Here is a 26,607-nt window from a genome sequence, read left to right as displayed (position 1 = left end):
TTTAAATTGATGATGAGAGTAGAAATATATTTAAATTCACTTTCATCATTTAGATAAAATATAAGTCGATAATTCATAGATAGTCCTTTTATTTATATTATACAATTTAAACCCTAATATTAAGTGGGGATATATCACTGAATATAGCAATTTTATTAAACTTTATTTATTTGTATGAAAGAATTTCAGCTATATTAATGGCATGATCTCCAACTCTTTCTAAGTTACTAACAATGTCTAAGAACATAGCGCCTATAGTAGCGCTGCATACACCGCTATTTAATCTCTTAATATGTGATTCTCTAAGTTCCTTTTCTAATGTATCAATCTCTTCCTCTAATCCATTAACTGCAGTGGATTTTTCTACGTTATAATTGCCAAAACATTCTAAGCTTGAATCTACTGCTTTTATACAGATATTAGCCATTTCAGTTAGCTCGTTGATAGCCGCCTGAGAGAAATGAAGATTTTTAAAGATTTTTTCATTGGCTAAATCAGCTATGTTTTCGGCATGATCTCCAATACGTTCTATGTCATTAACAACATGATAATAACTAGCAATGATCCTTCGTTGATCATCGCTAATATCACAGTTTGATATCTTAACTAGATAACTTGTGATATCAGTTTCTAGTAGGTTTATTAAATTTTCGTTGATATATACATTATTTATCAATTCTAAATCTCCATCAGTAAGGGCTTTTATTGCTATTTCCAAGTTATTCTTTGCGATGGTGCCCATTCTAATAATTTCATTAGTAGATTGTCCAAATGCTATTGAAGGTGTTTCAAGTAATCTCTCATCTATATATTTTGCACCAGGAACTTCAATTTCAAATGTTCCTGGAAGCATAAAGTTAACTAAAGCTATAAGTTGCTTTGTAAAAGGAAATAATATTATTGTATTTAATATATTAAATATAGTATGGGCATTAGCAATTTGCTTTGCCACTGTACCACCATCAACACCAGGTGTAATAAATATTACCAGGCTTAGCAATAACTTAGAAAGTGGAGTAAATAAAAATATTAAACTACCAATAACATTAAATAACAAATGAATTAGAGCCGCCTTCATAGCGCTTCTAGATGTGCCTACAGAAGCAAATAACACAGTAGCACAAGTTCCTATATTAGTACCATATATCAATGGAATAGCCACTTCTACAGGAAGTATTCCAACTGTAGAGAATATTATAAGTATTCCGATAACTGCGGTGGAACTTTGGATTATAGCTGTCATGAATAGTCCAAAGAGCAGACTGAGTATAGTGTGTTCTTTTAAAATTAATATAAGTTGAGTGAACATTGGTGAGGTTCTTAGCGGAATCAAGGCATCGGACATTAGATTAAAACCTAAAAATAGCAATCCAAATCCTAAAGCGATATTTCCTGATTCTTTAAAAAATTTCTTGTTAAAGAAAATTACCATGAAGGCTCCAATGGATATGAATACTGGAGCTATATTGGTAAAATTAAAGGCGATTAATTGCGTTGTTATTGTGGTACCTATATTTGCACCCATAATTACAAAGGTTGCTTGAGTTAAGTTCATGATACCGGCATTAACAAAACCAACAATCATAACAGTTACTGCACTACTGCTTTGAATAATACCAGTAATAATAGTTCCGGTTAATACGCCTTCAAATGGATTAGAAGTAATTTTGTCAAAAATTCTTTTTAATCTTTCACCAGATAGGCTTTCTAGGCCATCGCCCATAAGTTTCATACCAAATAAAAATAATCCAAGGCCACCCAAAATATCAATGGCTAAAGTTAAGGAGAAAGCGCTCATGAAAGTTAACCTCCATTAAAATAAAACATATGTATATAAAATAAGTTATTTACTAAATAACCCGGTAAAAGTAATACGTAAACGCGTGGTTGAATAAACTAACAATACATCAACATATAGATAAAGTTAACATATAATTGAATTATTTAACAATTCGTAAAGCAAATTTAACATTGAATTAACAATTAACATTGAATTAAAATTATTAGTTCATAAGGTTAGTATTTAATTAATAAATAATGTATATAATAAAGAAGGAATGTACAGAAAGGCGTAGAATTATATATATAGTGAAAGGATGTGGGTTTATGGACTTTAATACAATAATAAAAAAGGCTAAAAAGACTGAATATTTAGGACATTTTGATATAATCGAGCAAAGGGAATGCATTAAGAACCTTGTTATTTTTGAAAATGAAGCTGATAACCTTGAAAAAGACATTCCAGAACCATGGTTTGTGAGGAAGAAGAAGTTTGACCGTGCAAATGATGGAGCACCAGCTTTGGTAAAAGTAACTATTTTTAATAGGGTAGCAGATGCTATCGACGATATGGTAATGTATGATAATATCAAAGATGAGGATATTGAATTATTGAAAAAATATCCAATAGTAACAGAAAGGCTAATAGAAAGAAAATACGGCGACTTAAATAAAAGTATTAGCAAAATTAAAGAAGATAAAAAGGGACGATTAATCCCAATAATGGATGCTGCTAAGGGATGCATTGAAGAAATAAGGAGGAGAATTAGCTGACATATTAAATATGATTTTAGTCAGTTGAAGCTACACTTATAAATATATATAGAAAAGTAGTTCCATTAATAAGCTACGATAATATAAGGGTGTAACCAATTAAAATACTCTTTTAATTAAATAGAAGGATAAGACCTAAGAAAGACATTGTTTTTCTTAGGTCTTATTGTATAGTAAGTATCACTTGTTTTACGGGTTATGTTGATTTTTATGAAATATATATTAAAAAATGGTATTTGACAAGTGAATGAAAGATAATAGTAAACATTGATTATTTCATACATATATTAAATAGAGGAGGCGATTTATGTATGAAAATTTATATAGATAAAGCGCATGGTTGTGGATTAGATAGAGGAGCAAGTGGGTTTCTTAGTGAAGAAGTTTATTCGGATAAGATGACGGATTTAGTTGTAACTAAACTTATAAGTTTAGGACATACTGTATTAGCACAAAGACCAACTGAATTTTTAACAGTTCCACAATCTTTAAACTGGAGATGCCAACAAGCTAATTCGTGGGGAGCAGATATATTTATAAGTAACCATAATAATGCGGGCGGCGGAATTGGAGCAGAAGTATATACGAATAATGGTGCGAAGCTTAATGAGGCTGTTGGATATTTACAATATATAATAAATAATGGGGGAAGCGTGCACAGTAGTAGTCCTAAAAATGCAAGTTCAGGTGTGAAAGATGGAAGTGGGCTTGCTGTAATAAATGGAACTTCTATGAAGGCAATGCTTATAGAGAATTTTTTTGTTGATACCATGGCAGATTGCACTTTCTTTACAAATAATATAGAGATGTTTGCTAATGCACTTGTATATGGAATTACAGGAGTTGATCTTAAAAATACAAGTCCTGCTCCTGATATTGCTATTGATGAAATGAGTTTTGAAGGCGATCCAGAAGTTGGAAATAAAATAACAGTTTATGCTCACTGTACAGTTTCAGATGTATTGTATAAATATTATTATGAGTTAAATGAACAGTGGACTACGGTAACAGACTGGCAAATTTCAAATAGCTTCAGTTTTATGCCTAGCGTTAAGGGTGACTATAAGGTTGTATGCCATGTTAAATATAAATCAAATACAACAGAAAATGAGGATGCATACAACTATATAATGATTAATATTACTGATGGTTCTAAATTTCCATTACCTTTAAAAATGTTAAAGGATATGATGGTTTATACAACTGAAGTAGCACAATTCAAGAAAAATGATCTATTGACGGCAGATGCAGAAAACAAATATGCTTATGAAATTGAGTTGAATGGAAAAAGATGTTGGATACTAAAAGATGATGTTACGTTTAATGGAAATGTAGATTATCCTTTTGATAGTAGGTTTAAGTTAGTGTGTAAAGAGGATAATACAAGGGTATGGGAAAATGAAGTTAGAATATATAAAAAGGATGATTTAATAACAGTTCAAGATGAAATAAGTGGATATTATTATATTGATACAACAGAGTATGGAACTGGATATATAAAGAAAACTGCGACAACAAGTCGATGATAGATATAAAAATCAATAAAGTGATAATCTGTAAAGATAACCAAATAACAAATGTTGAAAATAAGTAAAAAATAGCGTATAATAATGTTAAAACAAGACAGTTCGTAAGCCTCCTGTCTTTAAATAAAACTACGGCATTGAAATCTTTTAATTAAACCCTTTTTAACAGTTAGTTATAAGGGCTTTACTTTAACGTACAAAGATTACAAGGCTGTCATTTTTATGGCGGCCTTTATTTTTTCTGGAACCTATTAATTCTAATTAAAAATGTATAATTTGGAATGAAGAATGAAGTAGAAAATCATTAATGGATTTTTAAATATGAAATGTATAAGGTTAGTTAGAATATATAATTTATCTAGGTGAGTAGCCAGGTATATTCAGTAAACTATAATTGAATATAAGAATCACTTGCTATTATTTTGAGGATACTAATTATAGTGGTAGCAATTGTATATCGAAATCATATGGTGTAAGGAAAAAATAATATGCTGAGTAAAAGTCAGGTGTATGGCTAGTAAGGTGACATAACTAGATCCATTGTTTTATTAGTAGACTTGTATAGTTGTTTAGTTAGGATTTAAAGTAATATTTAAATTAAACTTAGAAGGACGATTAAATTACTGTTAGTTAAGATATCTTAAGCTTAATTAATTGTTTAAATTAATACTATTCAAGGACTATGAAATGCTAAGAGCGTGAGCTATGGAAAACAAGGAGGGTATTATATTATGAACACTAATAACAATGTTAAAAGATTATTAAAAACAGCGCTTGTAGCAGCAATTTATGTGGCAGTTACAGTGGTGATTGCACCAATTGCATATGGGCCTTTGCAATTTAGGTTATCAGAGGTGTTAATATTACTTGTATTAATTGATCCATTATACATACCAGGATTAACATTAGGGTGTGCTATATCAAATTTTTTACTAAGTCCAATGGCTTTTGTAGATGTAGTAGTAGGAACTTCTGCAACACTAATTGCCTTAGTATTAATTTGGAAAACTAAAGAACTTTTAATTAAGAAGTATGGGGAAAGTAGTACAAAGATATTTTTTATAAGTTCAATATGGGCAACTATAGTAAATGGACTTTTAGTAGGGGCTGAACTTTACTATGTATTACAATTTCCATTCTGGCTTTCGGTTTTACAGGTAGCTATAGGGGAGTTTGTAGTAGTTTCAGTTATAGGGGTATTAGTATTTAAAATTATAATTAAAAATAAGAGTTTATGTGATAAATTAAAAATTGAATAAATAGAAAATAACTTGGGTAAATTAACAACTTGATGTGTAAATAACGCGCATCAAGTTGTTTGTTATTTAAGGGGATATTTTCAACATTGTTCCTTATTTTACAAGATGAAAAGTGTAATTAAAGAACAATTATAAAATCTATAAGTAATATCTTAAATTGTAAGGGTTTTGTAACCTAATTTTAATGAAATTATATTAGAGTATATAATTAATAGGACATGTAAAAGTAAGAGGATAATAATTATGAAAAATAAATTTTTTGCAATTGGAAGTTGTATAATAGTTGTGATAATTATCATAACTGGAGTAGGAAAAATACAAAGTAAGAGGACTTCAGAAAGAGAAGCTCAGATTATAAGTGAAGGTCGAAAGCATTTACTTCAATTAGAACAAGCTGATTTATCGATTATAGAGGAAAAGGTGGAGGCACATCATGCACCAGTAGTAATCGTTGAAGATGATGTAGCAGACATAGATTTTAAAAAATTCTTTGAAGATACAGTATTTATGGGAGATTCAATTACAGAAGGTCTTATAGATATGGAAATTATAAATAAATATAATGTTATAGCTGGAAAAGGCGACACTGTAATTAAAGCTAAGGAAAAGATTGGTACACTAGCAGGCATTAGACCTAAAAATGTAGTGCTTTTATATGGAATGAATGATGTTATAGAGTTTGATAATCCAAGTCAATCAAGAGGCCCAAAAGAGTTTAAGGATAGTTATATAAGCTTTATAAATGAAATTAAAATTAAGTTGCCTAAGACTAATATATATATACAAGCACCCTTACCGGTTAATGATAAGGCTTTAAAAATTAATTCTAGGCTTACTAATGAAAATTTAACAGAATTTAGAGCTATAGCAAAGGAAGTTAGTGAAGAAACAGGTGTTAATTATGTAGATATTGATACATTAGTAGCAAACAATGATTCCTTGCATGAAGGTGATGGGATACATTTTAAATATGATTTCTACTTAAAATGGTTAACCTATTTACAAAGATACATGACAGGAAAATAGATAGGGAGTATGGACAATGAAGAGTAATTACAATAGAGCATATTGTATATTAGCAGGAATAGTATTAGTTACATTTATAGTTTTATATAAAGTTTTAGAAATAAAAGAACCGGATATGGTACAGATAAGGCAAAGTATAATAGAAACTGCGGATATTACCACAATGGATGAAGGGGATGCCCTGAAGCTAAGAAAATTATATTATATAAATAAGAACGATGTAGAGGAGTTTATATTATACTCACCTAAAACAAATATGGATGCAAATGAAATCCTTATTTTAAAAGCAAAATCGGAGAAGGATGTAGACGAGCTTAAAAGCAAGATTGAAGGAAGAGTTGAAAAACAATCTAATAGCTTTAAAAGCTATAGGCCAGAAGAATATGAAATAATCAGTGATAGAGTATTAGAAGTAAAGGGTGAATACTTAATATTAATCATTTCAAAGGATTCGAAAGAAATAAAAACAGCAATAGATAAGAACTTTAGATAGAAATTTTGATTTAATTGGAGTGATTTAGGTGGTTTTCAGTAGTTTAATATTTTTATTTATTTTTTTACCAATAACCTTAATAGTTTATTATATAGCACCAAAGAAAATTAGAAATCTTGTTATACTCATAATGAGTTTAGGATTCTATGCTTGGGGTGAGCCAATATATATATTCTTAATGATGGGATCTATAATAATTGATTATATAGGTGGGCTGCTCATAGCGGGTTGTAAAGAGGATAAGGAAAAAAAGAAATTTATATTTATAACAGTAATTGTCCTGAATTTAAGTGTGCTAGTATTTTTTAAGTATTACGGATTCTTAATTGATAATGTCAATATGATACTAGGAACTACTTTGCAAATAAGGGAATTGCCATTACCTCTAGGTATATCCTTTTATACCTTTCAATTAATATCATATATAGCAGATGTGTATATGGGTAAGGTGAAAGCACAAAGGAATATTGTTAGCTTTGGAGCTTACATTGCAATGTTCCCACAATTAGTGGCAGGACCAATAGTTCAGTATAGTGATGTAGAAGAACAATTAAATAATAGGCAAGAATCTGTAGATAAATTTGCGGTAGGAATAGAACGATTTATTGCAGGTGTAGGTAAAAAGGTGCTTATAGCCAATAATTTAGGGCTTATATGGACAGGTATAAAAACTTTGCCAATAGGAGAGGTTTCAGTAATATCCGCATGGGTAGGTATACTTGCTTTCACACTTCAAATATATTTTGATTTCAGTGGATACTCAGATATGGCTATAGGACTTGGTAAAATGATGGGATTTGAATTTCTAGAAAACTTCAAATATCCATACATATCAAAAAGTATTACGGAGTTTTGGAGAAGATGGCATATTTCATTAGGATCATGGTTTAGAGATTATATTTATATTCCACTAGGGGGAAATAGAAGAGGGCTTGCAATACAATTTAGAAACATACTGATTGTATGGTTTACCACAGGCTTATGGCATGGAGCTAGCTGGAATTTTATAGTTTGGGGACTATATTTTGGAGTGATAATATTTATAGAAAAGTTGTTTTTAGGTAAATTTTTAGAAAAGGTACCGGTGGCTATTTCTCATATATATACCCTAGTTTTAGTAATGATTAGTTGGGTATTTTTTGATATAGAGAGCCTTGGTGGAGCTATATCGTACATAAAAGTAATGTTTGGAATAGGAGAAAATTCTTTCATAGATAATATGGCAAAGTATACATTGAAAACAAATCTAATAATTTTAATAATTGCTATTCTATGTGCTACTCCATTAATCAAAAATTTAGTTAAGCTAGTAAAAGAAAAGTTTAAACTAAGTGGAATGATAGTGGTTATAGGGCTTAATATATTGATTTTATTTATTTCGACAACTTATTTAGTTAGTGAAAGTTATAATCCTTTCCTATACTTTAGATTTTAGGGAGGTGATTTAAGTGAATAAAAATAATAATAATAAGATATATTGTTCACTATTAACAATAGTGTTTCTTACATTTATAGGAGTAACATCTTTGATTAATTTACTTGCGAAGGATCGAGAGTTTTCGGAGCAAGAAAATAGAAATTTAAGTGGAAATCCGGAATTTTCATTTAGTAGTCTTGTCAGTGGAGATTATGTAAAAAAATATGAAAGCTATATATCTGATCAATTTCCGGGGAGAGAATTCTTTGTAAAGCTTAAGTCCAATATAAATTCATTAGGTGGTAAGGATTCAAGTAATAAGGTTTTTATAGGTAAAAATAATCAATTGCTTGAGGATTTCCAGAGAAGGCCAGATGAAGAAACAGATGAAAAAGTATCAGCAATTAATGGATTTGCAGATAAACATAAAAATATAAATACTTCACTTATGTTAGTTCCAACAGCAACAAAGATATTAGAGGAATATTTGCCGAGATATGCACCTGTGGATGATCAGCTTAATTATATTGATGATGTAAAGGTTAAGCTATCACCAACGGTTAAGTTTATAGATACATATGATGCATTAAGTAAGAGTAAAGATAAATATTTATATTATAGAACTGACCATCACTGGACGAGTAACGGAGCATATATTGCATATAAAGAGCTATGCAGAGAATTATCCTTAGAACCAAGGAGTGAAGAAGAGTTTTCTATAGAGCTAGTTGCTAATGATTTCTATGGAAGTTTAAGCTCTAAGATAGGAACTATAGAAGGGCAACCGGATTCAATAAATATATATTTTCCAAAGCCAGATAATGAGTTAGTGGTAAACTATGTAGATGAGCAGAAGAAGGTTCCAACATTATATAGTAGTGAAAGCTTAGACAAGAAGGATAAATATGAGGTATTTACTGGAGGAAACCATCCACATATTAATATTAAATCCTTGGCAGATAAAGATAAGAAGCTACTGGTAATAAAGGATTCTTTCGCAAATAGTATGCTACCATTTTTAACATCTCACTATGGTGAAATAGATGTGGTAGATTTAAGATATTATATGGAAGATATTGAAAAGCTAATAGAGTCAAAGGAAATAACGGATATACTATTTTTGTATAATGTAAACACTTTTAATGAAGATGATTCTATATTAAACTTAAATATGGAGTAAATGAATAAGTAGATTTATGTTAATATGAACTTTATATTAGATTTATATGATGGTATTTATAAGGTGGAATTTGTTTAAGAGAGATACCTTACTGCGATGGATATTAGAAACTTACATAGAGTTATGACAGTAGTTATCTTCAACTTAAAGAAGATTGAAGGATTACAGAGACAGGATATGAGATGAAAATCAGTAATGATAATAGCCACAGAAATGATTAATAAATCATTTCTGTGGCTATTTTTTAATGCATGAAAGTATAAAAAGTTTCCAATCTAAAATCAAGTAAAATCAATGGGTTTAATGATTCGATGTGACGAATTTGTTGCCACGAAGTAATGGGGACATAAGCCATTTTTTTAGTACAGATGTTTAATTTTATCATGATTACTACTGCCTAGCTCTTTGAAAAACTTTAATATATATATAAGTCAAAATAAATTACATGAATTACGATGTTCTTATGTTTTTATGTTTTTATGTTCTTAGAGGGTTCAACACTTAGATATGACAGGGTTTGAGGATCCTAGGAAAAAATCGAATTTCAGTACGGGGTTAACTGAAAATTTTACTGAAATTATTTTGTTTACGTTCAAAATAATCTGTCGATAAGAACTCGTCTGTTATTATCAACTTAAAGAAGATGAGAGTATTACAGAGATTAGCTATTAGAAAAGTTTGTACAGACTAGTCATTATAAATTTTGTTATTATCATTATCATAATTGATATGGTTCAAACATAAGATAATTAATAACATTTCAAAGTTAAATTTTGATAGTTTGAGATGTTCAATATTCCAAAGAAGGTGTTGAATATGGGAAGAGACTTGAAGGGAATTGAAAAATTGATTAGACGAACCTTACAAAATGAAATTCACTGTAGTGAATGGCATAATTCAATAGTGCTAGATGGACAAGTTAATAATTGGAGCGAAGTTGTAACAGCTGGTAAACTTGCTAGGAATAAAGGATATAAGGGGGTTGTAAATAGGATAAAGGTTAATGGGCTTGACATACCAGATGCTAGTAAACCTGTAATTGAGGATGGCAGTTTAGAGGGCAAGAAAATAGATGTGTTAGTAATAGGTGGTGGAATTATAGGAACTTCCATAGCGAGAGAGTTAACAAAATGGAATATTTCTATACTTCTTGTGGAAAAAGAGGAAGATTTATGTATGCATGCTTCATCTAGGAATGACGGTATGATTCATCCAGGCATTGAGCCAAGACCAGGTAGTAAAAAATCTATATTCAATGTTCGTGGGAATAGTATGTATGAAAAGATTTCAAAGGAACTTGATGTTGAATTTAGTAGATGTGGTTCTACAGTAATATTAAACAATAGATGGGCTAGATTAGGAAAACCATTTATTATGGCAAGAGCTAGGAAGGCTGGAGTAAAGGGTGTTACATTGTTATCTAAAGAAGAGGTAGGAAAGTTAGAGCCTAATTTAAGGGATGTAGGCTTTGGAGCAGTACACTTTGATACTACAGGAATTATATCACCCTATAAGCTTACTGTTGCATATGGCGAAAATGCCGTAGAAAATGGAGCTGAATTTTATTTTAATACTATGGTAACGGCGATAGAAAGAGAAAAAGATGAAATCCTAAGTGTGAAGACTAATCGTGGGAAAATATATCCTAAGGTAGTGATAAATGCAGCAGGTGTTTTTTCAGATCATATAGCAAATATGGCAGGGGATCAGTTTTTTTCTATTCATCCAAGAAAGGGACAAATTATCATTTTAGATAAGAAGAAGTATTCTCTATTAAATGGTGTTGTTGCAAAGCCGATTTTAAATTCCGCAAGTAAAAACACTAAGGGCGGAGGTATAGTAAAAACTATAGACGGGAACTTATTAGTGGGACCAGATGCTTATGAACAGCCCTTTAGGGAAGATTATTCTACGGATAAGGATAAAATAGATAGTATTTTAAGTCGTCATTTACCTTTAGTTTCTAAGTTGTCATATGCAGATGTTATTACTTACTTTTCAGGAATTAGAGCAGCTACCTATGAAGAGGATTTTATTATAGAACAATCAGAATATGTTAAAAATCTAATTCATGTAGCAGGGATTCAATCACCAGGACTTGCATCTGCACCGGCCATTGCAGCAGAAGTAGAAAATATAGTATGCAAAGTACTTTCATCTTTAATGGAGATGAAAAGAAATCCACATTGGAATCCAAACAGAATAGGTATACCAAATCTTAGCAATATGAGTTTGGGAGAGAGAAGTAAGTTTATAAAATCAAGGACAGATTACGGAACTATTATTTGTAGATGCGAAGAAATAAGTAAGGGTGAAATTATAGACGCAATACATTCTCCAATACCTGCAAGAACAATCGATGGAATAAAAAGAAGAATTAGACCTGGGATGGGAAGATGTCAAGGTGGGTTCTGCATGCCTTTAATTATGAAGATAATCGAAGAGGAGACGGAAGCAAAACTTAGTGATGTGACGAAGAAAGGGAAGAATTCTAATATTATAGTTGGTGAGATTCAGGAAATATATAAGGATAAATCTGATGAAAGTAAGGATTTAAACAAACATAATTACAACGGTGGAAATGGAGGTGAGGAGTGTGAAGGAGTTTAAGGGGAGTTATGATGTGGTTGTATTAGGTGGTGGACCGGCTGGACTTGCAGCAGCATTAGGAGCTCATGACACGGGAGCATCAACACTTATAGTGGAGAGAGAGGAAAGGCTTGGTGGAATACTTAAGCAATGTATCCATGATGGCTTTGGATTAATTAACTTTAAAGAAAAGCTAAGTGGGCCAGAGTATGCCTTTAGATATATTAAAGAAGTAGAAGAAAAGAGTATACAGGTGTATAAAAAAACCTTTGTAATAAATGTTGAAAAGTGTGTAAGTAAGAAAAATGAAAATAAGAAAGAGAATATAGAAGTAAGGGAAAAGCTAGATAATCAAATGGTAGAAAGCAGAGCAGAGAAAGCATGTATTATGGACAGTGGAGAAGGGGTATTTAAAATAACCTTGGTAAATGAGAATCTTGGAATATTTCAAGTTCTAACAAAATCTGTAGTGCTAGCCAGTGGATGTAGAGAAAGAACATCAAGGCAGGTATTCATAAATGGAGAAAGGCCTGTTGGAGTTTATACTGCAGGAACGGCTCAATACCTTGTTAATATTTTAGGGTATCTACCTTGTAAAAATTGCGTAATCTTAGGCAGTGGAGATATTGGGCTTATTATGGCTAGAAGACTTACATTAGAAGGAGCAAATGTGGTTGGAGTGTATGAAGCAAAATCTACGCCTTCGGGACTTAGTAGGAATATAGCACAATGTTTAGATGACTTTTCAATTCCACTTCACTTATCTCATACAGTAACAAGAGTTATTGGAGATTATAGGGTTGAAGCTGTAGAGATTTCTCAGGTGGATGAAAGGATGATACCTATAAAGGGCACTGAAGAAATTATTGAATGTGATGGTCTTATTTTATCAGTAGGACTTATTCCAGAAAATGAGATTGCGGAGAGTTTAGGAATAGAAATAGATAAAAATACTAAGGGTCCAGTGGTGGATCAAAACTTTATGACTAGTATACCTGGTGTATTTTCATGTGGAAATGCTCTTCATGTAAATGATTTAGTAGATTATGTATCTGAAAGCGGAAAATACGCAGGAGAGAATGCTGCTAGCTATGCTAAGTATAAAGAGAAAGTAAGACTAATAACTATAGATTCCTCAGATAAAGATTTTTTATATGTGGTTCCACAGCAAGTAAACTATATTTCAAGGAATGAGAAAATAATCTTATATTTTAGAAGTAAGGATGTTAGAAAAAATGTGAAGGTGCTCCTAATGTGTAAAGATAAAGTGTTATTTAAGAAAACTTATTCAAATCTAAAACCACCGGAAATGGAGAGGATAGAATTTGACATAAGGGATTTAAGTTTTAATGAAGGTGTTTATGGATGCTTTAAGCTGATTATTGATAATTAGTGTTTGAAGATATATATAGTGATGCTTATAGCAAGATGGAGTTTGATTAAGAGAAATATCACACTCTAGCTGAATATTAAAAGGCCATGTCTTGGGGATGTCAGCTGTTATTCCAAGCTTTAATGAAAGCGTGGTGTTATAAGGGGATAGAAGTCAGATGAATCAAACTAAAAGGGGGATAGGTATGAAAATTCTTACTTGCATAGTATGTCCTAATGGTTGTGAATTGACGGTAGAGAATAAAGAGGAACAATGGATAATTCAAGGTAACTTATGTAAACGGGGAGAAGATTTTGCTATTAATGAAATGAAGAATCCTATGAGGAGTGTATGCTCCACTGTTAAAACAATTTATAGGGAGCATCCTAGATTGTCAGTTAGAACAGATGGAGATATACCGGCAAAGGAAGTTATAAGTGCCATGAAAGCTCTATCACAAATTGTTATTAATCATCCTGTGGCTTGTGGAGAGATTATAGTAGAAAATTTCCTCAGCATGAATGTGAATCTTATTGCAACAAATGATTTAATGCATTTATCCGAGGAGGTAAAATAGCTATGGATGATGGCTACGTATTAGCTATAGATTGTGGGACTCAAAGTATAAGGGCCATAATCTTCGATAAAGAAGGAAATCTCATAGGGAAAGAAAAACAGGAATTTGAGCCATACTTTTCGGAGCATCCGGGATGGGCAGAGCAAAATCCAGAGATTTGGTGGAAGGGTCTTTGCAAAGTTTGTAAGGGATTAAAAGATAAGGATCAGGATAATTGGGGGAAAATTAAAGGTGTCACAGTTACTACCCAGAGAGATACTGGGATTAATATAGATAAGGATGGAAATGTTTTAAGACCGGCTATAATTTGGTTAGACCAAAGAATGGCTAAATGTGAGACTCCAATAAGTAAAAAGTACAAGCTCATGTTTGCAGCTGTAGGAATGAATAAGGCTATAGAAGTCTCTAGAAGAAAGGTTAAATCAAATTGGATAAAGGAAAATGAACCTGACATATGGGAGAATACTTATAAATATTTATTACTTTCAGGCTTCTTAAATTATAGGCTCACAGGGAAATTAGTAGATTCAATTGCTTCACAGATAGCCCATATTCCCTTTGATTATAAAAATAAATGCTGGCCAAGGAACGACAATGATTATAGATGGGAAGTCTTTGCAATAGAGAGAGAAAAGTTACCAGAGCTAATTGAACCAGGAAAGGTAATTGGAGTCATTACAAAGGGTGCTTCAGAAGATACTGGAATTATGGAAGGATTACCTGTTATAGCATCAGGTTCAGATAAAGGTTGTGAGACTATAGGTACTGGTTGTATAAATTTAGAATCAGCCAATTTAAGTTTTGGAACTACTGCTACAGTTCAAACTACGTCAAAAGTTTACTTTGAGCCTATTAAATTCATGCCAGCATATCCAGCTTGTATAGAAGGGTTCTACAATCCAGAGTTAGAGATATTTAGAGGATATTGGATGATTAGTTGGTTTAAGAGAGAGTTTGGAATGAGGGAAGCTATGCAGGCAGAAGAAATGGGAGTTAGTCCTGAGGCTTTATTAAATGAAACTTTAGAGGAAGTTCCACCAGGCTCCCAAGGATTAATGCTTCAGCCTTATTGGGGACCAGGTTTAAAAATGCCTAAGGCGAAGGGTGCGATTATCGGGTTTGGAGATGTTCATACAAGGGCACATATTTACAGAGCTATAATAGAAGGAATCAACTATGCCCTTATAGATGGTGTAAATAAGATTGAAAAATGTTCAAAGGTAAAGGTGAAAAAAATTATGGTTTCTGGAGGGGGATCACAAAGTGATGTAATCTGCCAAATAACTTCAGATATGTTTAATAGGCCAGTTTATAAAAGTGTTACCTATGAAACCTCGGGGTTAGGAGCTGCAATAATAGGATTTATAGGCTTGGGAGTATATACAAACTATGAAGAAGCAATAGAAAAAATGGTTCATTATAGTAAGGTATTTCATCCAAGGAAAGACAATGCTAAGATTTATGACGAGTTGTTCCATAAGGTATATAAAAAAATATATTCAAGGTTAGGAAGACTATATGCTCAAATACAATGTATAACTAATTATCCAAATATATAGGGGTTAATTGAGAATTAAAAATTAAAAATTGAAAATGCAAAATGCAAAATTAATTAATATAGGGTTTAGGGGGAGAAAAAAATGAGTAAAGCTAATAATGAATTCATACCAAAATGGTCTGAGGAAGCACCACCGCAGGGAAGTTATAGATCTATTTTAAAGTGGGGAGATCCAAAGGAGTTTAAGCATCCAAATAAAAGACTATATGCTCTTATGAAGGAAACTTTTAATATGACTGATGAGGATTTTAAAACTCCTCAAAATCAAGGTTTAGAAATGGTTTCTTATAATAAACCTATGACTTTAACCGAGGACCAGGTGAATGTATTTAAATCCATAGTTGGCGAAGAAAATGTGAAGACTGACGAGTACTCAAGGCTTCAAATTGCTTATGGAAAAACTATGATGGATCTTATGAGACTTAGAGAAGGTATTGTAGAAAACATTCCTGATATAGTAATACATCCGAGGCATAAGGAAGATATACAAGCTATAGTTAAGTACTGTAATGAAGAGAAAATACCAGTTTATATTTATGGTGGAGGTTCTTCTGTAACAAGGGGAACAGAGTGTATGGAAAGTGGAGTTTCTTTAGATATGAGAGTTCACATGAATAAGGTAATTAAGTTTAATGAAATAAATCAAACAATTACCGTTGAAGCAGGGATGTCAGGCCCTAAGCTTGAGGAAACTTTAAATAATGCACCAAAACTTTTCAATGCAAAGAGAGCATATACTTGTGGACATTTTCCGCAATCCTTTGAATACTCAGTTGTAGGAGGATGGGTGGTAACTAGAGGAGCAGGGCAAAACTCAACCTACTTTGGAAAGATAGAGGACATGGTTATTTGTCAGGAGTATGTAACACCAATAGGAACTATTAAAACTGAGGAGTATCCAGCTAATGCAACGGGTCCATCCATTGATGAAATCATGATGGGAAGTGAAGGTGCCTATGGAGTTTTAGTGTCAGCAACTTTGAAAATTTTTAGACATATGCCAGAGAATCAAAGAAAATTTAGTTATATATTTAAAACTTGGGAAGATGGTATGAATGCGGCTAGAGAAATCATGCAGGGGCAATTTGGATTTCCATCTGTGTTTAGGCTATCAGACCCGGAAGAGACAGATGTAGCACTTAAGCTTTATGGTGTTGAAGGAACTGTCATAGATAAAATGATGAATTTAAGGGGATATAAAGCAGGAGAAAGATGTTTATTCTTAGGCTTTACCGATGGTGAATGTGATTTTACTAAGGTGATTAAGAAAAAGGTCAATAAAATATGCAAGAAATATGGAGCTATGTATTCTACAGGATATGTAACTAAGAAGTGGGAGCATGGACGATTTAGAGATCCATACATGAGGGAAGATTTACAGGATTATGGACTTATGATAGACACACTAGAATGCTCCGTAACATGGGAAACCATGAAGGAAGTACATGAAGGTGTAAGGAAGTTCTGTAAAAGTAGACCTAACACAATATGCATGACACATATGTCCCATGTATATCCACAGGGAGCTAACCTTTATTTTATATTCATAGCGAAGATGAATAAGATTGATGAGTACTTAGATTATCAATATGGAATACTAGATAACATTCAAAAATATGGAGCAGCTATGAGTCATCACCATGGTATAGGGAAGATGACTGCACCATGGCTAGAAGGTCAGCTTGGAAAAAATCAAATGGATGTATTTAGGGTGTTGAAAAATCATTTTGACCCTAATAATATTATGAATCCAGGAGGAACTTTGGGACTTGATTTAAAGGAAGAGGAAAAACGAGTTAGGAAATATTAAATTAGTTGGAATTTAAGTAGTGTGATAAAGTAGATGCAAATTGAGGCAAAGGTAAATTGAAGTAGAAATCAAATAGAAGTAAGAAAATCAGGCCCTATTATCATAAATTAACTTATGATAACAGGGCCGTTAAATTAGAGTCTTACTTAAGATGTTTATTTCCTTTGACGATTCTAGTAATAAATATAGTGAGAGTACCAAAGGTTGAAATTAATACCATGGGTAAAAACCAACTACTTAACGAACTTTGTTGTGTTGCAGCGCATAGGGATATATAAGCAAAATCAGATATTGTAATTAGCTTTATAATGCATAGCATTGTCCTTAAATTGTCATGAACAAAAGCACGGTTTTTTTCTGTGACTTCTACTGGTGTGTTCCAGATTGCAGGGAAAAAGGTTATGGTTGTAAGAAGAGTATATAATATTATAGATATAATAGGCATCGCAAGTAGAGAACCTTTACCGCTCCAGTCATCAGGGATACCTTTAGCATTAAAATGGGAAGGAATTGTGCTAGGAATAGAATTCCAAGAAACAGCTAAATAGATTATTGAACCAAGTAGCACAAGAAGCGTTATGCATTCAATAAATTTTTGAAATTTAGTAAAAGAAACCTTTTCTTTCATAGTAAACCTCCTAATAACTTATAATAATTTCGAAATCAATATAATCATATTTTAACATATTTTAACACTGGTTATAGTGTGTAATTGTAAATAAGTTTGTTGTGATGGTGAGTGAAAGTATAAGACTTAGTAGTAGTCTAATATAAGTATTTTTATATATTATTTTATATACTGTCAGTTGGATTATATTGATTTAATATGATGTTAGTTTATAGATAAATATGTTTTAGATAAAAGTGTTTGGGATGGTTGACATTATAAAATATGAGTCATATAATATATAATAAGTAGTTTGAATAAACAATAAAGTTTTGACAATACTATTTAATAATATATAATTAAAATAAAGACTAAGATGAGAAGAGTAGATAAAAGAAGTAGTTAAAGCGAGTTGGTGACGGTGGAAGGCCAATATGAAGCTTTTGTTGAAGAACATCTCGGAGTTGCTAACTGAAATCCCAAGGGAGAATAGGCTTAGACGGAATCCCTCCGTTAGAAGGGCAGAGTATCAAGAGAAATCTTTGTACTTGTTGAGTTGATCATTATGATAATTTGGGTGGTACCGCGGAATGTATCCTTTCGTCCCTGTTTTTTTAGGGAAGGAAAGGTTTTTTTATTGCCTAAAAATAGGATTTTATTAATATCAATACTAAAAACCAAGGTAATAAAGCAAACATTTCAAGTGGGTTAAGGAACTAGGGGTGGAATTTGCAAATGAACACTACAGTGTCTGGAACTAACGGAGAGATGTGAAGTTTATATAAGGCATCTGAAAATGAATAATAAGTTGAAGGTGCATAAATTAAAAAAGGAGGATTTTATTATGGAAACAGTTTTAGTAAAAAGTCTTTACAGAGAGAGTGAAAAATTTGCAAATCAAGACATTTGCATTTCAGGATGGATTAGAACTTTAAGGAGTTCTAAAACTTTTGGGTTTATAGAAATTAATGATGGTAGTTTCTTTAAAAACGTTCAAGTTGTATTTGAGGATGGACTAGATAACTTCAAAGAAATTGAGAAGTTAAGTATAAGCTCATCTATTATAGTAGAAGGAAAACTTGTGCTAACTCCAGATAGTAAGCAACCTTTTGAACTTAAAGCTACAAAAATTACAGTTGAAGGTGAGTCAAGTAGTGATTACCCACTTCAAAAGAAAAGACATACTTTTGAATATTTAAGAACAATAGCTCACTTAAGACCAAGAAGTAACGCTTTCTCAGCAGTATTTAGAGTACGTTCTCTAGTTGCATTTGCTATTCATAGCTTCTACAACGAAAGAGGGTTTGTTTATACTCATACTCCAATCATCACAGGAAGTGACTGCGAAGGTGCAGGGGAAATGTTCAGAGTTACAACTATGGACCTTGAAAATATTCCAATGACTGATGATAAGAAAATAGATTATAAGAAAGATTTCTTTGGTAAGGAAACAAACCTTACAGTAAGTGGTCAACTAGCAGCAGAAGCTTATGCTCTTGCGTTTAGAAATGTATATACTTTTGGACCAACTTTCAGAGCAGAAAATTCAAACACTGGAAGACATGCAGCAGAGTTCTGGATGGTAGAGCCAGAGATAGCTTTTGCAGATCTTAAGGATGACATGAAGCTTGCAGAGGATATGATGAAATATATCATAAACTATGTACTAGAAAATGCTCCAGAAGAAATGGAGTTCTTCAACAGCTTCGTGGATAAAGGATTACTTGAAAGATTAAACCACGTAGCTACTTCAGACTTTGGACGTGTAACTTACACAGAAGCTGTAGATATACTTTTAAAAGCTGATAAGGAGTTCCAATATCCAGTATCATGGGGATGTGATCTTCAAACAGAGCATGAGAGATATCTTACAGAAGAAGTATTCAAGAGACCAGTTTTCGTAACTGACTATCCAAAAGAAATTAAAGCCTTCTACATGAGAATGAACGATGATAACAAAACTGTAGCAGCAATGGACTTATTGGTTCCTGGTATCGGAGAGATCATCGGAGGAAGTCAAAGAGAAGAAAGACATGACCTTCTTGTAGCTAGAATAAAAGAATTAGGATTAAACCCAGAAGATTACTGGTGGTACCTAGAGTTAAGAAAATTCGGTGGAACTAAGCATGCTGGATTTGGTCTAGGATTCGAAAGAATGATAATGTACGTAACAGGAATGAGCAACATCAGAGACGTAATACCATTCCCAAGAACTACTGGAACTGCTGAGTTCTAAGAGAAAAATAATAAGACTAAAGTTAAATATATTTTATAAGAAAAGGGATCTGATAATTTATCAGGTCCCTTTTTACATAGTGTATTATAAAGAATAAATAATAATGATTGAAATATGAATTTAAGAAAAGGTTAAGTAAAGATATAATCATGGTATAAACGATATATGCACATTAGTATCCTAAAGAAAAACAGGTAATACAAGTATGATTTTCAAAGAAAAGTTAGTATGGTATTTGAAAATATGTTACAATATGTATTAGATATTGATTTGAATTGTAGTTTAATTATTTATTAAACTAATATGAAAGTAGGTGAAATCTCAAAATGGGAAAAAATCGAATTAACTACTTGGTGCAGTTATAAAAACTGATAGTAGAATGTACCAAGAATTAGTTATACTACTATCATCTAACTGCACTAATTTTCTTATAGGTAAAAAATAAAAGAAAAGAGGGATAGTTATGAATTATGATAAACTAAAAGAATTATGGAAAAAAGAAGAAGAAATGAGTTTTAGGGGATGGGATTTTTCTTACTTACAAAGTAGATGGGAAGATGAAAGTTTACCTTGGGATTATAATGATATATTAAAGAAATATTTAAGTTCAGATTATAAGTTACTTGATATGGATACTGGTGGAGGAGAATTTTTATTATCATTGAAGCATCCGTATAATAAAACGGCAGTCACGGAAATGTGGGAGCCTAATGTGAAGTTGTGCAAGGAAAAGCTAGAACCACTTGGAATTGAGGTAAAACAAGTGTTTGAGGATGTTGAATTGCCATTTGAAGACAATTCCTTTGATATGATTATCAATAGGCATGGATCCTATGATATAGCAGAAGTAAGAAGAATATTAAAACCTAATGGTGTGTTTATTACTCAACAAGTTGGTGGCAAAAACAATGAAGTATTATCGAAAGCGTTGATAAAAGACTTTAAATCACAATATCCAGATAACACTTTAGATGTTGCATTAAATCAAGCATCTAAAAACTTCTTTGATGTTTTATATAGCAATGAATATTTTCCAAAATTAAGATTTAAGGACATTGGGGCAATAGTTTATTTTGCTAAGATTATAGAGTGGGAGTTTCCGAATTTCTCTGTGGATAATTGCTTTGAAGAATTATGTAAATTGGATGAAATCTTAAAGGCTAATGGGAATGTAGAGAGTGTTGAACATCGATATATTCTAGTTTGTAGAAAGAAAAAATAGTTTATACGCTTTTCACAAACCATAAAATTAGTAAAAATACAATTAAATGAAGTTCAGAAATACCGCATTATTCAAATATGCGGTATTTTTTATGTATGAATAATGGGGCGTTCAAGGATGAAAGTCATGATAGGGATTAGTGTATAGATTAGGAGACAATATAACTGGTAGAAATATTTCATTGAAATTATATTATTAATAATCCTAAAGATATAAAGTTGAAAATATAATGGTAAAATTAACATATAAAAGAAAGTTTGGTGGTAAAATAATACATAAGGGTATGGGGGTGTGAAGATGAGAAGGATTAGGGTTAATAGAAGAGGTGAGAAAAGGAGAACTGCGATTAAATTTCTTTGTTTCATATGTGTATTTACAATAGTTTTTATGATGTGTAATGCAATATTAGATGACACCTATGAAAAGGAAAAAAGAAAAATGTCTAAGGAAGATATTGAGATTGTAAATGAAGTAATACAACTTGCAAGGGACAGCGTAGGGCTTGAATATGTTTGGGGTGGTAAGGGTGAAATTATGACAGAGGAAAGATTAGAGGAACTAGTTTCTTATTATGGAAATGAGTACTATCCTTTAGATAAGGCTGAATATATAGGAAAGCAGGCTTTTGATTGCTCGGGACTTACCTTTTGGACATATAAATCAGTTACGGATGTATTTATAGGATATTCAACTACAGAGCAGGAGAAAATTCTAAAGGACTATAAGGTTTCAAATAAAGATATACAACCGGGGGATATAATATTTACACCGGGGCATGTGGTTATGTATGTAGGTGATGGAAAAATAATAAATTCAGCAAATAAAAAGGCTTATCCTGAGGGCGGAGTTAAGGAGGAAGGTCTTTGGTTATATAGATTTGGACAAGTTTATAGACCTATTGATTATGTTAAGGATTGTAGAAAGTGAAATTAATTGAAAAGGTACTTAAAAGTAGAGCTTTTGAAAATGTATTTAAATTCATTATAATTCTTGTACAGAGGCCATTTCTTTGAAATGGTCTCTGTGTTTTGTAAAAGTACATATAATAAAGTTGGAATTTCCTGTTATAAGTAAGTATAAAATCATAAATGTAGACAAAAAATATTGAAATATATTCAAAAAAAATGAAATATATTGAAGAATAAGGGAAAACAAAGTATAATAAAGAACAAGTATAAATTGAAAATTAAGAAACAATATAATTATAGATTCTAATAAAACTATATGGGGGAATAACAAACATGAAGGGGAAATTCTACAGCTTAAAATTTAAACTTAGTATAATGTTAGCAGCTATTATGGGGATAGTTCTGATAATTAATACTATAACTACACTTGGTGCTATAAGCAACATCAGTGAGGAGGCTTATGGTAAGCAAGCATTATCTATGGTTAAATCAGTGAGAACTAGTATTGATGGTGATAAATTTGAGGAACTTGCTAAAAGCAAGGATGCAACTAATCCTTATTTTGAATCGATTAGAAAACAATTAGTAAATCTTAGAGTTGATACAGGGGCTAAATATCTTTATACAATGAGTAAAACTTCTGAGAATAAACTTATGTACGTTGTTGATGGGGTAGAGGTTGATTATTCGGAAATAGGGGAAGAAGAAGAGCTTGAGGAATGGAGTGAAAGATTAAGAATAGCTATAAACAGCGGTAAAGATGACTATTCAGATGTTCAATATAGTGAAAAATATGGTTATTTAGTTAGTGCTGTATCGAACATAAAAAATAGTTCAGGTAAAATTGTGGGATTTGTAGGTTGCGACTTTGAACTTAGTGATGTGAAATCATCAATAAGAAGTTATGAAATAAAGGTTGTAGCTGTGAATTTAATACTGGCAATTTTGGGTATTATTATAATGTTTTTTGTGGTTAGCAGGATATTGAAATATTTAGCTGCTTTAAAGAGCAATTTAGATGAAATAGCTAACTTTAATTTTACTTCAGAGGTAGTTAAAGTTAAAACAAAAGATGAAATAGAAGTTATGGCAACTGCAATTGAAAAAGTAAGAACTCAATTAAGAGAATTAATAAATAGTATAAGTGAAAACTCTAATAGTATTGATTTACAGCTTAGTCAGTCCGTGAGTCGTTTAGAAGGAGCTGATGAAGCAATCTCAAATTTATCGGCAACGACACAAGAACTTTCTGCAAATATGGAGGAAACAGCAGCTTCAGCAGAAGAAATGTCAGCAACTTCTCAGGAGATGGAAAGGGCAGTCCAGGGGATATCAAAAAAATCTCAAGATGCTGCTGAAAGAGCAACAATGATTAGTGAAAAAGCTAAAAATATAATGAATACTTCAGAGAATAGTAAAAGAGAAACTGAAAAAATATTTAAGGAAACAGAAATTAGTTTGAAAAGATCTATTGAAAAAGCTAAGGCGGTAGAAGAAATAAATATTTTAGCAGATTCTATACTGCAGATAACGGCACAAACAAATCTTTTGGCACTAAATGCAGCAATTGAAGCAGCAAGAGCTGGAGAAGCTGGAAAAGGGTTTAGTGTTGTAGCTGAAGAAATAAGGAAACTTGCAGAACAATCTAGGGATACTATAGCAAAAATACAAGATACAACAGGGCTTATAGTATCTTCAGTTGAAGATTTAACTTTGAATTCTAATAATATGCTTCAGTTTATAGAAGGAAAAGTATTAAAGGACTATGACACCTTAGTTAATACCAGCAATGAATATAATAATGATGTTTTATATTATAAAGATTTTTCCATAGATTTGAGTGCAACTATGAAAGGATTTACATCATCTGTAGGTGATATATTAAAAATAATAGATGGAGTATCACTGGCAGCCAGTGAAGGAGCAGAAGCAACTACAGATATAGCAGGTAAGGTTTTAGAAATTAGTCAAAACTCAAATCAGATAGTGGATGAATCTTTGGAATCGAAGGATAATATTATAAAATTAAAGAATGAGATCTCAAAGTTTAAAATATAACATTAATAATAATTTAAACTAGAAAATTCTTTCTCAATAAATATATTTAAAAAACGTAAAAAGCTCTAGTGATAGAGCTTTTTTATGTAGCTTGAAAAGTAAAAAAAATATGGTTATAAAATGTTAGTTTTAATATAAATGTATATTTACAGAGAAAAATTGATTATAATATGAATATATGTTATAATATGTAAAAAAGAATGGGGTGACTATACATGATTAATGGTATTTTTCATAAATTTACAAATTTGAAGTCTGATTTTGATTCAATAGATGATTTTGAGTCGTTTGAAAACATTAGGGTTAAGGCCAATATAAGTAGAATGAATTATCCTATGGTATCGTTAATTCCGCTAAACGCGATTCTTATTTTGATTGATTTGATATATTATAATTGTATGTCAACGGCGAATAAAGCATACTTTTATCTATATATTTCACATATTGTTATTTTACTAGTAGGAGTCATATGGATATTTTATCATTCTATATTTGAAAAAATATCAGTTAGGCATAATGAATTAATTCATTGCGCATTTACTAATATAATTATTTACTGGGGTGTATTTATGTCTGTAAATTTATTTGATGTCAATCATCAAATTTCTCCTCATATAATAATTTCCTTTACTATTTCGGCTATATTTTGCTTTTCGCCAATAGTTGCATTAGTAACTAACGGATTAGCATATATATTAATGCTTATTTTCTTGAACATAATTTTTAGAGATATTCCAATAGGGATGCACAACATAGTTAATTTAACATTTACATTTATATTTTCTACTGTAGTTTCAATGACGATATATTATTACTATATTAAAGATTATATAAACAAAGTTAGATTAGTGAAGAGTAATAAGAAATTAGAGGAACTTGAAAGTAGTAAAAATGATTTTTTTGCAAATGTTTCTCATGAGTTGAAAACGCCTTTAAATATACTGTATAATTCTCAACAAATGATTGAAATTACTACAGCAAATGATGGTTATAACAATGAGGATTTTAGAAAATACATGAAAATTATTAAGCAAAATACTAATAGACTTAATAGATTAATCGGAAATTTAATTGATATAACTAAAATTGATGCTTCATGCTTTAAGTTAAAATTAGAAAGTATTGATATTATTAAAATTGTAGAAGATATTGTGCTTTCAACTGTGTGTTATATCGAGAGCAAAGGGTTAAACATAATTTTTGATACTGATACGGAAGAGTTAGTTATGGAATGTGATCCTGATAGTATTGAAAGAATAATTCTTAATTTATTATCTAATGCAATTAAATTCACAGAAAAAGGTGGGAATATATTAGTAAATATAATATGTACTAATAATTACATTTCCATTTCAGTACAAGATGATGGTATTGGAATACCAAAGCATATGACAAAAGATATTTTTAATAGATTTATACAAGTTGATAAGTCAACAAATAGAAGGAAAGATGGAAGTGGAATTGGACTAGCGTTGGTAAAATCACTTGTAGAGTTTCATGATGGGGAAATAAAAGTTGAAAGTGACATGGGTAAAGGAAGTACATTTACATTTACATTACCAATAGTATTAGCTAAAGAACCAGAAATGAATATAGTTAATGTAGCTTTAATGGATAAAAACGTAGAAAGAATACATGTTGAGTTTTCGGATATTTACAATTGAGTTAAGAAACAAAGTATAAATGTGTAGTAGATAGGCATATCACTCGGTTTAACATACTTATATCTTCTTTAGAAACAAAGTATAAATGTGTAGTAGATAGTAATGGGCGGATGACACCCGATTTTCATTTGAAATTCAAGCATGCGAATAACTTTTATAATCATATAATAAAAATTAATATAATCTAAAAACAATTCAATATTGATAAAAAAATAACAAAAAATGAATGGGTTTAGGGTGAAGCAGCTTATAATTAGGCTGTTTTTTTTATAATTCAAATTCGGGTTTAATTGTAAAAAAAATATATTTATGTAACATAAAAATACATTTATTTCGCATTGCTAAATATAATATTTATGCATAATTGTATGTATAAAATATTGATTGTATACAATGAGTGCAAAATGTATACATAAATTAATGAAAATTAAATGATTAAATTTAATATCATAAAAAAGTAATAGTTTACATAGATATATTTTAAAATTAATATGTAAAAAAAGAGCTTAAATGATGAAAATGCAGAAAAATTTGATTTTTGTATAAATTCAT

General features: G+C 31.1%; 19 protein-coding genes and 1 other annotated feature. Of the genes, 17 read left to right on the top strand and 2 right to left on the bottom strand.

Features of this window, described 5'->3' with window-relative positions:
- Window positions 1-166: 166 nt before the first annotated feature.
- A complete protein-coding gene (locus RSA29_RS00710; protein ID WP_346941815.1) occupies window positions 167-1,798 on the bottom strand; it encodes a Na/Pi cotransporter family protein in 1,632 nt (543 codons plus the stop codon).
- 290 nt (window positions 1,799-2,088) lie between these two features.
- Between RSA29_RS00710 and RSA29_RS00705 the strand changes: the two genes are divergently transcribed.
- The 12 genes from RSA29_RS00705 (at window position 2,089) to RSA29_RS00650 (ending at window position 17,360) form a co-directional block, all read left to right on the top strand.
- Window positions 2,089-2,553, top strand: a complete 465-nt coding sequence (locus RSA29_RS00705; RefSeq protein WP_346944337.1) for a hypothetical protein — start codon at window positions 2,089-2,091, stop codon at window positions 2,551-2,553.
- A 311-nt stretch (window positions 2,554-2,864) separates the two neighbouring features.
- Complete coding sequence (locus RSA29_RS00700) at window positions 2,865-4,079, top strand: N-acetylmuramoyl-L-alanine amidase (protein ID WP_346941816.1); 1,215 nt, start codon at window positions 2,865-2,867, stop codon at window positions 4,077-4,079.
- A 731-nt stretch (window positions 4,080-4,810) separates the two neighbouring features.
- Window positions 4,811-5,338: a QueT transporter family protein gene (locus RSA29_RS00695; protein WP_346932285.1), complete on the top strand. Its 528-nt coding sequence runs from the start codon at window positions 4,811-4,813 to the stop codon at window positions 5,336-5,338.
- A 243-nt stretch (window positions 5,339-5,581) separates the two neighbouring features.
- Entirely contained in the window at window positions 5,582-6,364 is a 783-nt protein-coding gene (locus RSA29_RS00690; protein WP_346941817.1) for a GDSL-type esterase/lipase family protein, read from the top strand.
- A gap of 16 nt (window positions 6,365-6,380) precedes the next feature.
- Complete coding sequence (locus RSA29_RS00685; RefSeq protein ID WP_346941818.1) at window positions 6,381-6,857, top strand: DUF4358 domain-containing protein; 477 nt, start codon at window positions 6,381-6,383, stop codon at window positions 6,855-6,857.
- A 28-nt stretch (window positions 6,858-6,885) separates the two neighbouring features.
- Complete coding sequence (locus tag RSA29_RS00680) at window positions 6,886-8,292, top strand: MBOAT family O-acyltransferase (protein WP_346941819.1); 1,407 nt, start codon at window positions 6,886-6,888, stop codon at window positions 8,290-8,292.
- A gap of 13 nt (window positions 8,293-8,305) precedes the next feature.
- Window positions 8,306-9,454, top strand: a complete 1,149-nt coding sequence (locus RSA29_RS00675; RefSeq protein WP_346941820.1) for a DHHW family protein — start codon at window positions 8,306-8,308, stop codon at window positions 9,452-9,454.
- Window positions 9,455-10,270: 816 nt separating this feature from the next.
- The gene (locus RSA29_RS00670) at window positions 10,271-12,064 is read left to right on the top strand and encodes an FAD-dependent oxidoreductase (protein ID WP_346941821.1); all 1,794 of its coding nucleotides are present in this window, start codon (window positions 10,271-10,273) and stop codon (window positions 12,062-12,064) included.
- Window positions 12,051-13,436 (top strand): FAD-dependent oxidoreductase, encoded by a 1,386-nt coding sequence (locus RSA29_RS00665; protein WP_346941822.1) that lies wholly within the window; start codon window positions 12,051-12,053, stop codon window positions 13,434-13,436. The genes RSA29_RS00670 and RSA29_RS00665 overlap by 14 nt, the downstream gene beginning before the upstream one ends.
- A gap of 184 nt (window positions 13,437-13,620) precedes the next feature.
- Entirely contained in the window at window positions 13,621-13,992 is a 372-nt protein-coding gene (locus RSA29_RS00660) for a DUF1667 domain-containing protein (RefSeq protein ID WP_346941823.1), read from the top strand.
- 2 nt (window positions 13,993-13,994) lie between these two features.
- Window positions 13,995-15,551: an FGGY-family carbohydrate kinase gene (locus RSA29_RS00655; protein ID WP_346941824.1), complete on the top strand. Its 1,557-nt coding sequence runs from the start codon at window positions 13,995-13,997 to the stop codon at window positions 15,549-15,551.
- 81 nt (window positions 15,552-15,632) lie between these two features.
- The gene (locus RSA29_RS00650) at window positions 15,633-17,360 is read left to right on the top strand and encodes an FAD-binding oxidoreductase (protein ID WP_346941825.1); all 1,728 of its coding nucleotides are present in this window, start codon (window positions 15,633-15,635) and stop codon (window positions 17,358-17,360) included.
- 142 nt (window positions 17,361-17,502) lie between these two features.
- On the opposite strand, the gene RSA29_RS00645 is transcribed toward RSA29_RS00650, so the two are convergent.
- Window positions 17,503-17,988 (bottom strand): DUF1648 domain-containing protein, encoded by a 486-nt coding sequence (locus RSA29_RS00645; RefSeq protein ID WP_346941826.1) that lies wholly within the window; start codon window positions 17,986-17,988, stop codon window positions 17,503-17,505.
- 343 nt (window positions 17,989-18,331) lie between these two features.
- Window positions 18,332-18,578, top strand: a binding site (T-box leader).
- Window positions 18,579-18,808: 230 nt separating this feature from the next.
- On the opposite strand from RSA29_RS00645, the gene asnS reads away from it, so the two are divergent.
- From asnS to RSA29_RS00620, 5 genes are all read left to right on the top strand, one after another.
- The gene (asnS, locus tag RSA29_RS00640) at window positions 18,809-20,203 is read left to right on the top strand and encodes an asparagine--tRNA ligase (RefSeq protein WP_346941960.1); all 1,395 of its coding nucleotides are present in this window, start codon (window positions 18,809-18,811) and stop codon (window positions 20,201-20,203) included.
- Window positions 20,204-20,666: 463 nt separating this feature from the next.
- Window positions 20,667-21,425: a class I SAM-dependent methyltransferase gene (locus RSA29_RS00635; protein WP_346941827.1), complete on the top strand. Its 759-nt coding sequence runs from the start codon at window positions 20,667-20,669 to the stop codon at window positions 21,423-21,425.
- Window positions 21,426-21,722: 297 nt separating this feature from the next.
- Window positions 21,723-22,352 (top strand): NlpC/P60 family protein, encoded by a 630-nt coding sequence (locus RSA29_RS00630; RefSeq protein ID WP_346941828.1) that lies wholly within the window; start codon window positions 21,723-21,725, stop codon window positions 22,350-22,352.
- Window positions 22,353-22,666: 314 nt separating this feature from the next.
- Window positions 22,667-24,391: a methyl-accepting chemotaxis protein gene (locus RSA29_RS00625; protein WP_346941829.1), complete on the top strand. Its 1,725-nt coding sequence runs from the start codon at window positions 22,667-22,669 to the stop codon at window positions 24,389-24,391.
- A gap of 215 nt (window positions 24,392-24,606) precedes the next feature.
- Window positions 24,607-26,055 carry a HAMP domain-containing sensor histidine kinase gene (locus RSA29_RS00620; protein ID WP_346941830.1) on the top strand — a complete coding sequence of 483 codons (1,449 nt, stop codon included), beginning with the start codon at window positions 24,607-24,609 and terminating at the stop codon, window positions 26,053-26,055.
- The last annotated feature ends 552 nt before the right edge of the window (window positions 26,056-26,607 follow it).

The sequence above is a fragment of the Clostridium sp. genome (assembly GCF_036660475.1).
In the GTDB taxonomy this organism is placed as follows: domain Bacteria; phylum Bacillota; class Clostridia; order Clostridiales; family Clostridiaceae; genus Clostridium_J.
Note: the sequence above shows the minus strand (reverse complement) of the source record. Positions and strands in the feature narration are given on the sequence as shown.